An 11657-nucleotide genomic window follows, 5' to 3' on the forward strand; every position below is an offset into this window, starting at 1 on the left:
GCCAGCAACTAAGAATTCAGTGAACCACCATCGGTGAGGTTTGATGGCACGCCCTTTGGATAATTCTTTTCGAGCCAGGCCTCGATTTGTTGAACCCGGCTTTCGGGATGCGGATGCGAAGCCAGAAACTCGGGCTGACGGTTCCCCTGGCTGGCCTCCGCCAGTATTCGCATGACGCCCAGCATTTGCGAGGGGTCGTACCCCGCTTCGACCATTGCCACCAGACCATACGCATCCGATTCGGATTCATCTCCCCGGCTGTACTTCATCTGCAGCATCTGGTGGACAACCATGGCTGCCATCTGAGCATTTCTGCCACTGCTGTTTTCGTCACTGGCAGCGACTCCAGCGGCTGTGGCCAGCATCTGCCCTAATTGACCTTTGGCCATATGCTCGGCACTGTGTCGATTGATCACATGGCCGATTTCATGCCCCAGGACACCCGCCAGTTGAGCTTCGTTCTCCAATCGAGAATAGAGCCCCATCGTGATAAAAATCTGCCCGCCCGGGAGTGCAAAGGCATTGATGGTTTTCGGGTCGGCCAGGAGATGAAATTGAAACTGCCAGGGGCTGTCTTTGGCTTTGGAAGATTCCACGAGCTTTCGCCCCACTTGCCGGACCATGGCGGCTCTGGGGTCATTGGGCGGAACCACGCCCCCCATTTCGCGCGCCATCTCTGGAGCCGATTGCTGGCCCAGTGCCAATTCCTGTTGAGGCGACATCGCCACAAACTGGCGTTCACCCGTCACGGGGTTCACATCCAGACTGGCGAAGTACCTCACCAGAGCAAACCCGGCAATCGCCAGTCCAATCAGGATCTGAACTCGAAACCCACGACGCCGAGGCTGATTTCCGTAAGACATCGCACTGCCTCACACTTGATAAAGTTTGCCATCTGAAAGCCGATCGAACTCACGGTTAAAGTCTACAACGCTCGCGATGACTTCAACCACTCCATTTGCCGGGATCATCAGGGAATGGGCTGATTCAGCCTGATGGGCACACCATGCTTGAGCAGGTACTCTTTGGTTTCGCCGATGGGGTGCGTGCCATAATGAAAGATACTGGCTGCCAGGGCGGCACTGGCGTGGCCCTCCTGTAGAATCTGCCTTAAGTGCTCGGGATGCCCGGCACCACCGCTGGCGACGACGGGGATTTCGACGGCATCCGCCACGGCGCGGGTCATTTCAAAGTCGTAGCCGTCCTTGGTGCCATCGGCGTCCATGGAAGTGAGGACAATCTCACCAGCGCCCAGACGTTCAACCTCTTTCGCCCAAGAGACTGCTTCCAGACCTGTCGGTTTGCGGCCGCCATTGATGTGGACTTCCCACTTGACGGAACCATCGGGCTGCGTGACTCGTCGGGGATCGATGTTGACGACGATGCACTGCTTGCCGAACTTGAGTGCGGCAGCCCGTACGAATTCGGGGTCTTTGACGGCTGCCGAGTTGATCGAGACCTTGTCGCAACCCGCCTGGAGCAGCGTGCGGATGTCGTCGAGATTGCGGATGCCGCCGCCCACGGTCAGAGGCATGAAGCAGACTTCGCTGGTTCGGCGGACAACATCATGGATGATGCCTCGCTCCTCGTGGCTGGCGGTGATGTCGAGGAAGACCAATTCATCGGCCCCGTCGCGCTCGTATCGGGCAGCCACTTCGACGGGATCGCCCGCATCCTGCAGATTGAGAAAGTTCACACCCTTCACGACGCGTCCTGCATGCACGTCGAGACAGGGAATAATTCGCTGATAAAGCATGGCACCACCCGGAAAGAAACGATTTTCTGCACAAGAATGGCAGCTAAGTCCACTTCTGGCAAGTTGACAGCCATTCGAGGAAATCGCTCGTAAGCTCTGACGATGTGTGGCACGCTCTGAGGTCCTCCGAAGGGCGTGGTCTGCCGGCTCATCTAAAGACAGATGGCTCCTTACTTGATATGAGGCAAAGTCCGATCTACCGGCAAATGACTGGGAGGCAAGCCAGAAAACTCAGCCGCACTCGACCATTCCCATTCCTCGGGCCGATTGACGAGTCCTCGCCGCACGGGATTCAGATGAATGTATTGGATCATCGACTCCAGCGTGGTTTCGTGGGTGATATTGCGGTCGTACCCACCGCCGGGTTGCCAGAATCGATGCTTCTTTCTGTTCCCCTCCCTCACAGTGATATGCTCCAGCCAGTGAGGAGCCTCTGATTTAAGCCACGCAACAGCTTTGCGCGAAACATTTGTTTGATTCGGCCAATCCACGTTCCGACTTCCAGGAGGGGATCGCGTGGCGAAACGATCAGGTGAACGTGCTCCGGCATTATCACCCAGCACCAGAGATCCACATTCCCCTGATGCAGACCCTCCTCAAGTGACTCCACAAACCATTCGCAGGGACGCCTTTTCAAGAAGAACTGGTGGCCTCGATAGGATGAGAAAGTGAGTTCCCTGGGTTGGCTGAGATGATCGAATCTCTTCCTGAGTTTTCGGAAAAGAGGCTTGCCATCGGCATCGGTTTGAATGTGCATCGAATTTCCATATCTGCCTATGGAATAGGGTACGGCCTCACTTAATAGTGGCCCATCAAATGAAACCGACGGAGATCGCGACTTGACGCCATTAATTGAGAACCACGCCCTTCGGAAGACCTCAGGGACGTGCCACCCGAAGTTATTACTCCCAAGTAAAATTCAACCCTCAAACGAATGGCCGGGCTTTCCCGAGGATCACCAGTAGAAAGGTGGCGATGGGGCCGAGCAGGAGGGAGAGAAGCCACCAGATGAGGCCACTGCGATCATAGGCGCGAGCGAGGCCCGCGTTGATCAACGAGAGTGTTCCCCAGCCGACAGCGAATTGAGCTTGATCATTCATGGCAAACCACCTGTTTTGACATTCATGGGAAATTGATCAGTTCGTTAGATGGCCTGTGCTGTTTCATCATGATCACTGACCAGATGGAGTTTGCCATCCCAGGGACCAAAGCCACGTTCCCATAGCATAGAGCAGATAAGCGAGCAGAAGGACGCGAACCGCGACACTGAACCAGGTGAATTTCAATTGTCCCCGCTCGCGACGAACGGGAAAGGGCAATTCGCCTTTCCAGAATTTTCCCCAGCCATTCAAGCCAAAGTGATATGTCTTTTCCGGTGTTGTCACCGTCAAGATGTACCCCGGGATTCTCAAAAAGGTTGACCGAAACGAGTACAGCACGGCATCAGTGACCTCGCCGTAAGGAATCTTCCAGTTGCCACATTCAAGACGGTCTTCGTAAACACGCAATAAGGCTCTGCGTGACGTCACCCAGCGCGGGCCATACTGACGTTGATCGCCTGTGGAAATCGTCGCCTTAGTGAAGCATCGATAAAGCCACGGTTTGCCATTCACCACGGCTCGTTCCATTATCGCTGATAGATCGGTAGATAGCCGTTTTCGATCAGCAGGATCGTGCAGTTCATGGCGGTGGTGTAGACCGGGCCGACGTGGCCTTCTTTCCAGGCACCGTTGGCGGATTGCTTTCGCATGATCTCTTTGGCAATCTCGGGAAAGTATTTATTCCACTTCTCATCGCCCAGTCGATATTGCACCTGGGCATAATAGTAGTGTGTGTAGTGCCAGTGGCCGAAGAACTGGGATTGATTTCCTGTGCCGACAATCGACTTCTCGCAGTATTTCAATAACTTTTGAGCCAGGGCATCGTCATTGGCCTCGCCGGAGTTAAACAGGCAGGCAATGGCGGCGGCTGTAATGGGCGGCCTCGACCCTCCCCCTCGAATACTATATTGCACACCACCATCAGCCGCAGTGCATTTATTGATGTATTCGACCGCTCGATCGACGACTTCTTTAGGAACGGGAATCCCCGAGTTGCGACAGGCTCTTAAGCCCTGGACTTGCGTCACGCAGGTTGAGCCTTCATCAAAATCGTTGCCATCCTTCGCTGAAACATAACCCCAGCCTCCAGCGGCCGTCTGGGCTTCGCCGCAAAACTGCACGGCCTTGGTGAGAACTTCTTTGAGTCGATCCCGTCGCCTTGCATCTTCCTCTTCGCCGAAGACCTGTGAGAGGAAGAGCATGGAGAAGCCATGACCGTAGGTGTAGTGATAATCGTTCTTATAGCCGATCAAGCCATTGGGCTGTGACATCTCGAGCAGGTAGTCGACTGCGAGACTGATGTTCTTGGAATACTTCCCGCGAGTGGTGGTACTCCCTTCGCAGAGCATGGCATTACCAGCCAGCGCCGTCATCGCCACGCGATACTGACCGCCATTCGCTTCCCAGTAGCCTTGTCGGTGCTGTTCAGAGGCCAGCCAGTCCAATCCCTTGAGAGCACTGATGCGGACCTGGGGATCCTTCTTTTGTGCCCATGCGCAGGGACTCAATGCCATGACGATAGCCATCGCCGCACAAACCGGCAGCAAGCCCCGGCCTGCCATGTTCTGAAAGAAGTTCGCGGTCATCTTCACTCTCCCTGCATTTGCCAGCCCAATTTCGATGTTCAGCAGGCAATGATAGATCCGTCAAAAACGTTCCTTCGACATTAACCCGCACCGGATGAGCCCGCAATTCGAGTTTCGGTCAAATGTTTCTCGAAACCTTTTGATTTCCTTCGAAAGGAGCAGCACGCCGTTTTGCTCAACCATGATGAATCGAACGCTGCCTCCTTGCGTGATGACCGATTCGGGCGAGCCATTGTGATCTGAAAGACCATGTGATTTGCAACACCAAGCGAGTTGAAAGACAAACCGGGCCTCCCTGTGATACGCTCTTGTCGAAGGAAATCCTGGCGCTGGTAGAACATCCCACCGTATTTCTGAATTTTTTGACATCTTCCAGAGGCGACGAACGCATGTTCTCAGGGAAAATCGGCTTCATTGGCTCCGGTCAAATGGCAACAGCACTCGCCAGCGGGATGCTTTCCGCAGGTCTGATACAAAAAGATCAACTCCTGGCCTGCGATGTCTCGTCGGTTTCGGCCGAGAAGTTTGCCGCAGTCACGGGTGGGCAGATCTGCCCTTCGATTGCGATGCTGACAGAGAAGGCCGATGTGATTTTTCTTTCAGTCAAACCTCAATCGATGGCGGGTGTTTTACAGACACTTTCGCAAGTCAGTACCAGCCGGGAAAAGCTGATCATCTCGATTGCAGCAGGGATTACTCTCGCCACACTGGAAGCAGGTCTCGGCGGGCCCGGTCGAATTGTGCGTGTGATGCCGAACACGCCAGCACTTGTCGGAGCTGGTGCTTCAGCCTTTGCGCTCTCCCAAGGGACACAAGCAGCATCTGCCAATCGCCCGAGTGATTCTCAGATCGTTCGTCAGCTTCTCGAAACGGTCGGTGTAGCCGAAGAAGTTCCGGAATCACTGATGGATGCGGTAACCGGGCTTTCCGGCAGTGGACCGGCTTACGTCTATCAGATTATTGAAGCCTTGAGTGATGGTGGCGTGAGAGTCGGTTTGCCGCGAGCGACTGCAACTCGTCTGGCGGCACAAACCGTGCTGGGTGCTGCCCAGATGGTGCTTTCCACCAAAGAGCATCCCGGAGCTTTAAAAGATGCCGTCACCAGCCCCGGCGGGACAACCATCGCCGGTCTGCATGCCCTCGAATCGGGAGGATTACGGGCTGCACTCATGACGGCGGTGGTGGCTGCCACTCAACGAGCCAAAGAACTCGGCCAACCACCCCGTTAAAATCTTGTGGATCGCCGGGATTCCGGGAACGAGTCCCATCGCGAGGCTGAATTGCTGCAAACCCAGTAATATCCATCGATTACGAACAAAATGTTCGCCACTGGTTTTTTCGGCACAACCAAGAAATCCGGAAAAATCGTCATTCTTTGGCAGGTTCTCCTCCGATACCAGACATGACGAAGTCGGTTGCTCGGCAACTCAAAGTGCGTCATCGCGCTCAAGGTGCGGAGTCATCCCGGCTTTTCTGGGGGAAAGTCGCCGAATGGACATGTTGGCACCATCCATGGTGCTCATGGCCATGATGGGTGGCTGTGAGTCATTGTGGATGGATGGAAACATGCACCGGCTGATCACGAGTCTTTCGCTTGCCGGCTGCCTGGGCCTTTTGGCCGGTGGCTGCGCGACAGTTTCGCCGGAAGGATGTATCGATTGCACGCCATCACAGATGCACCTGCACCACGAATACACACCCTGGATTGACGATCATCTTACGCGTCACACTGCTAAGAAGTGTGCCTGCCGTCATCTGGCGGCTTATTCCTCGACCTGCAATCAGCCAGTGACGAAAGACTTCCGCCGAGGGTTTGAACAGGCCTTTGTCGATGTGGCGATGGGAGCACCTCAGGCAGTCCCTGCAGTGGCACCGTCTCGCTATTGGCAGGCCTATTACCGCTCGGGAGCCGGTCGGCCACTTGTTGAAGAATGGTTCGATGGCTACGCGACAGGTCTGGATTATGCGACACGCAGTCAGGCTGCCGACCTCAATCGTGTGGTTTCGACCGATAAGCCTTATCTGACACCGGAAGAACAGCATCATCAGGGCAACGCTCTCGATCGAAATGGATGGTCAGCACCACCTGTGATTGCGCCGCAAGCCGCTCCGATCACTTCGATGCCACATCCGATGGAACCACTGCCAGAAATGCCGCCGACTCCGGGGAATTTTCAGCCCCATCGAACGAATCAGGGACCTCAACCGCTGCCTGAAGCTCCCTCGATGAACCAGTATTCACCGCCTGTTGTACCACCGGGCTCGGCTCCTGCAGGTGCGAATTCCTGGCCACAAGGGCCAGCACAGCCGTTTCAAGCACAGCCTTATCAGGCTCTGCCCTCGCACGCACAGCCACAACCAACATTACAGCCACCACCCGGCTATCAGCCGCCACCTGTCTATCAGGCGCCTCCCGCTCAGCCGAACTGGGGGGCATCGCGTGAAAACCGGTATGGGCCGACTCGACCCGTTCAACAGGCAGGTTATTTTCCAGCACCGGCACAAGGGATGAATCGAGCTGCGATCCCCATGACGGGCGGGTTTTCTGGACCAAACAGTCAACCCTCGCGTGCCGCTCAATACATTGAAATGACAACACCAGAAGCGAATGCCAGCATGTATTCCGGGAGTGTGCAGCGATGAGTTTGTCACACACACATCTGCAGACATCCAGGCTGGCTTTACTCATGATGTTCTCATGGGTGGCAATCGTTTCGTTGGGTGGCTGTGCAGCCTTTCACCCGATGTCCGGAGTCCCGGCCCGCTACCTGCCGGATGAATTGCGAGGCCCTTCGCGAGCCGATCAGCGCACGATTGACCTTTCGCTGTTACGTCAGCCGGTGCCCGCCGCTTATCTGCTCGACAGTGGCGATGTTCTGGGTGTCTATATTGAAGGTCTGCTGGGACGTAAAGAAGATGTCCCGCCCGTTCACTTTCCGCTGACGAACGATGTGCCACCTTCATTGGGATATCCGCTCCCTGTCCGTGAAGATGGTACGATCTCGCTCCCCGTGATTGGTGCTTTGCCTGTGCGTGGTTTAACCATCATTCAGGCCGAACAAGCCGTTCGACATGCCTATAGTTCACCGAAGCAGATCCTGCAGCCGCATCAACGGATCAGCCTGGCACTTCAACAACCACGGCTCTATCGAGTGCTGGTGATCCGCCAGGAAGCCAGCCAGCAGGCGAATGTGGCTGCGCAAGGCCAGCTCAATATCGGTGTCATCAAGCGGGGCAGCGGCAAGATTGTCGCGCTCCCTGCTTACAAGAATGATGTTCTGCATGCACTGACCGATACAGGCGGTTTACCGGGGCTCGATGCCGAAAACGCAGTCTATATCATTCGCGCCAGGCATGCTGGCCAGCATGGACAGCCCCCTTACCCAGCTACGATTCAGACGACACCTGTGAGTCAAAAACAGCCCTCCAGGCCCAGACTGTCTTTGAACTCAGGGCGTAACGCTCAAAATCAGCCTGTGATTCGCGGACAATCGGCTGATCCTTACGCAGATGTCAACTGGCCTGGGAACAGATCTCCACGGCAGAATCACTTCAACGGATTTTCAGATCCTGCTCTCCAGCCTAGTCGCGGCTATCCCTCGCAATCAACCAGTTCGAGCCATCCCGCGTTACCTGGTTTTTCGCAGCCCACTTCGCAGATAGCTCCCCCGAACCCTTCGGCGTATGGAAGTTCACCGGCGGCGCCATCAGCGGCTTACAATTCAGGGGGGCCGGTCATCCCTGCGCGGCACCAGACGGATCAGCTCGCGGCACCACCCGGCCCCACCTGGCGTGGAAATGAGCAGAGCCACGAGGCATTACCGTTTACAGCCAATCCCTATGGCCAGTATCTCCCACCTCAGAACTCTCCACTGGAAGCTGCACCGACTTATGGAGTTGTGACGGGATCCCCGGTGATCCCGTGGGATGGTACTCAAAGGTTTGCCACGGGCCATCAGATGTTCGGAGCACCCACACCCGCATTTTTTGACAGCTACCAGGAAGACTCAATTCCTACGATCGACAACCCGGAGATCATTCGCATTCCGATTCGCCTCAAACCGGGCGAACAGATCGACTTCCACGAGCACGATATCACCCTCAATGATGGTGACATCATTTTCATCGAGTCCCGTGATACAGACGTCTTCTATACCGGTGGTCTATTAGGCGGTGGTCAATATACACTTCCCCGTGACTACGATGTTGATATTCTGGGCGCCATTGCGATTGCCCAGGGACAAGGTCGCTCGCAGGGTTCATCACGACAAATCGGTGGAACGTCGGCACTCAATAATGATGTGACGATCAGTGCCTCGAATGCGATTGTGATCCGCCCCATGCCCGATGGCACGCAGGTGCCGATTCAGATCAATCTGTACCATGCACTACGCAATCCGGCAGAACGGATCATCATTCAACCGGGTGACTATATCCTACTGCAATATACCAAACTCGAAGCCTGCGGAGCCTTTATTGAACGCAATCTGCTCGAAGGCGCATTGTTCGGTGTCGCTGCAGCACAATTAAACAGCAACAACGGTAATTAATTCTCTTTACTGGTGGTCAGCGGACTATCTATAACAAAGCCGTAGTCTGTTGATTATCCAGTCGCTGTATGGCTTTGAACTCTTATGAGCAGCTTTCCGGACAATTCTGAGGAAGAAGAGAAGCCAGACGCTGGTGATGGCGCCATTGTCAATGAACCCACCTGGGATGTCGATGATCTTGAAGCGGCTTACCGCCTGGCTCTCGAAGCGTGTGAGGCAGCTGAAGAAGCCTACTCGCAGCAGCCTATTGATGAACTGGCAGCCGGCGCAATAAATCCGATCGACCCGACTGCCGCAGTCTCTCAATCGATCCCGAATCATTTAGGTGGAGGAATTGAGCAGAGAGTATCCACGACGGGTGAAAACCGGGTTAATGATGCTTTCGTTGACACTCATGTGGAGAAAATGGCCCAGGCGGAAATGAATCCATCTGCTGCGACTCCACCAGCAAAAGCATCGACAGCAAGCAGCCATGAGCCGACTGTCAGATCAGTCATCGAGGCCTGTCTGTTTGTGGGTGAGCCCGCTGTGACCATCGCGAGACTGCGAGAAATTCTGCGTAACGATATCACCGATCAACGGATTGAACTCGCGATTGGTGAAGTTAAACATATGTACGATGATCAACAACGTCCTTATGAGGTGACTCATCAGGAGGGGGTTTATCGTCTTTCGTTGCGTGCGGAGTTTGAAAAACTTCGAGCGAAAACCTATGGCCAGGGGCCCAAGGAAATCAAGCTTTCGCAAGAAGCGATTGAGGTGCTGTCGGTCGTGGCCTATCACCAGCCGATTGAAGAGCGCGAAGTCAATGAAATCTACGAAGTACCTGCAGGCCCTTACTTAAAGCAGCTTCTGCGACATGAGCTACTGGCTGTTGAACGTGATGCTGAAAATCCGAAGGTTGTGCACTATATCACAACAGCCAGATTTTTGAGCCTGTTCCAGCTCCGCCGACTTGCGGATCTACCACGCATCGAAACATTCTCGCTGAAGTAAGCCTGGTGATCCTCCCCAGAAGTCGATGCGGAACATGCGGCTCAAGACGCTAGACTGGCACTCTCCAGTGGGCCAGGTGTGAGTTCTGCCGCTGTGTTTTCTAAACGATCTTTTTGGGTAGATGACAAAGAGAAGGCTCTCTGGTCTTTGTTCGCCTCCCACAAAGATCCACCCAGAACCCAAAGAAAGCCACAGATCCAAAGCACCTGCAGGGCCGCAATCATATAAAACTGAAACATCAAGGCCATCCAGCCGCAGCCGATGAGGTAGATAATGACTAGTGCATCCAGCCAGAAATACCATGGAATCTTGATGCGGCGACGTTTTGCCTGTGTTGCGCCTGTGCTGGAAAACCCTTTGGGAGTGACGACCCAGACATTCTTCTTAACGAAAAAAGCCTCAAAAGCAGAGACCGTATGCTGACACGATAGTCCGGAATGCAGCACCATCAGCATGCTTCCCAAAGGAATGATACCCAATATCTTTTGCCAACGACTGCCTTCACCAAAACGGATTCTTCCGGTGCCGTAAACTAGAAACAGGACGGGAATGAGTGCTACCCCCAGTAGTGTCGATGCCAACCAATAGCGAGTTTCCGGGTACCACGTCACAATCAGCGGCACAGCCCCTGCGAGAATAATATTCGCAAATGTTACTGCGGACATCAGAGGGCCAAACAGGTGTGTCGTGGCATGTAGCTTCTTGATAAGCGGGTAATCACTTTGCCAGACCTGGCGAATATACTTAATAGCGATCTGCAGATTTCCCTTCCACCAGCGGAAGAGTTGCAGCCTGAGGGCGATCATTGAATCGGGTAACTCACCTGGTGTCGTGTAGTCTTCGAGATAGACAATCTTTTTTCCGCGCAACTGGGCTCGATAACTCATATCCACGTCTTCAATGGCGGCCGTTGTCATCCAGCCGCCGCAATCGACGATGACCTGTTTTCGCCAGATGCCAGCGGATCCATTATAGATCAAAAACAGATCGCTATCGCCTCGCCCTCTCTGCTCGACCGAAAGATGTCCATCCAGAAAGAATTGCTGAACTCGAGTCACAATTGACGAGTCAGGATTCAGGTGTCCCCATCGACTTTGAACGATAGCAATTTCTTCGTTCTGGAAGTAGCGGATGGTCTGCTGAAGATAGTCTGGTTTCGGTACAAAATCAGCATCGAAAATGGCCATGAACTCACCTGTCGCCCAGGTGGTCCCTTCATCCAGATTTCCGGCTTTGTAACCTGTACGATCGATGCGATGTCGATACTGGATGTTCAGGCTGGGATCTCGCTGTTGAATCTCGGCGACTTTGTCGACGAGAATTTTCGAGCAGTCATCTGTCGAGTCATCAAGCACCTGAATCTGTAAGAGATTATGAGGATAGTCAATTCGTGAAGCGGCTTCGAGGAGTCGATGAACGACGGGAGACTCATTGTAAATGGGGAGTTGTATGGTCACTCGCGGTAGTGACTCAGGAAGGGGTGGTACCTCGCGCTGGCGATCTTTGCGAAGTACCGAGAGCCAGTAGCGACGGTACAGGTCGAGTTGCGCGATTGTCATCACAAATGTGAGCAACGTGACAGCAATCAACCCGGCAACAATTAACCAGACCATTGCGGTCTCCCTGCATCCCATTCTCGAAGTAGAACTGGATTCACTTAAGAGATTTC

At 54.2% G+C, this 11657-nt stretch carries 11 protein-coding genes; 4 read left to right on the forward strand and 7 right to left on the reverse strand.

The features are described 5' to 3' along the window. Positions 1–8 precede the first annotated feature (8 nt). From PLIM_RS14530 to PLIM_RS14555, 6 genes are all read right to left on the reverse strand, one after another. Positions 9–863 carry a M48 family metalloprotease gene (locus tag PLIM_RS14530; RefSeq protein WP_013111081.1) on the reverse strand — a complete coding sequence of 285 codons (855 nt, stop codon included), beginning with the start codon at positions 861–863 and terminating at the stop codon, positions 9–11. 107 nt (positions 864–970) lie between these two features. Beyond that, positions 971–1756 (reverse strand): imidazole glycerol phosphate synthase subunit HisF, encoded by a 786-nt coding sequence (gene hisF, locus PLIM_RS14535; protein WP_013111082.1) that lies wholly within the window; start codon positions 1754–1756, stop codon positions 971–973. A gap of 170 nt (positions 1757–1926) precedes the next feature. Beyond that, positions 1927–2247, reverse strand: coding sequence for a hypothetical protein (locus PLIM_RS14540; RefSeq protein ID WP_148227126.1), 321 nt, complete (start codon positions 2245–2247; stop codon positions 1927–1929). A 435-nt stretch (positions 2248–2682) separates the two neighbouring features. After that, complete coding sequence (locus tag PLIM_RS24590) at positions 2683–2856, reverse strand: hypothetical protein (protein WP_013111085.1); 174 nt, start codon at positions 2854–2856, stop codon at positions 2683–2685. Between the two features lie 72 nt (positions 2857–2928). After that, on the reverse strand, positions 2929–3369 hold the full coding sequence (locus PLIM_RS14550; RefSeq protein ID WP_196349456.1) for a hypothetical protein: 441 nt from the start codon (positions 3367–3369) through the stop codon (positions 2929–2931). Positions 3370–3383: 14 nt separating this feature from the next. After that, entirely contained in the window at positions 3384–4442 is a 1059-nt protein-coding gene (locus PLIM_RS14555; RefSeq protein ID WP_013111087.1) for a prenyltransferase/squalene oxidase repeat-containing protein, read from the reverse strand. Between the two features lie 389 nt (positions 4443–4831). Here PLIM_RS14555 and proC point away from each other — a divergent pair, with 389 nt between their 5' ends. From proC to scpB, 4 genes are all read left to right on the forward strand, one after another. Continuing rightward, positions 4832–5671, forward strand: coding sequence for a pyrroline-5-carboxylate reductase (gene proC, locus PLIM_RS14560; RefSeq protein WP_013111088.1), 840 nt, complete (start codon positions 4832–4834; stop codon positions 5669–5671). Between the two features lie 262 nt (positions 5672–5933). After that, entirely contained in the window at positions 5934–7085 is a 1152-nt protein-coding gene (locus tag PLIM_RS14565; RefSeq protein ID WP_013111089.1) for a hypothetical protein, read from the forward strand. After that, positions 7082–8992 (forward strand): polysaccharide biosynthesis/export family protein, encoded by a 1911-nt coding sequence (locus PLIM_RS23025; protein WP_013111090.1) that lies wholly within the window; start codon positions 7082–7084, stop codon positions 8990–8992. The genes PLIM_RS14565 and PLIM_RS23025 overlap by 4 nt, the downstream gene beginning before the upstream one ends. 84 nt (positions 8993–9076) lie before the next feature. After that, positions 9077–9988, forward strand: a complete 912-nt coding sequence (gene scpB, locus PLIM_RS14575) for an SMC-Scp complex subunit ScpB (protein ID WP_041401841.1) — start codon at positions 9077–9079, stop codon at positions 9986–9988. A gap of 41 nt (positions 9989–10029) precedes the next feature. Here the strand turns inward: scpB and PLIM_RS14580 are convergent, their stop codons facing one another. Next, positions 10030–11601 carry a glycosyltransferase gene (locus PLIM_RS14580; protein WP_013111092.1) on the reverse strand — a complete coding sequence of 524 codons (1572 nt, stop codon included), beginning with the start codon at positions 11599–11601 and terminating at the stop codon, positions 10030–10032. Positions 11602–11657 lie beyond the last annotated feature (56 nt).

Origin of the sequence: Planctopirus limnophila DSM 3776, from assembly GCF_000092105.1 — a bacterium.
Taxonomy (GTDB): domain Bacteria; phylum Planctomycetota; class Planctomycetia; order Planctomycetales; family Planctomycetaceae; genus Planctopirus; species Planctopirus limnophila.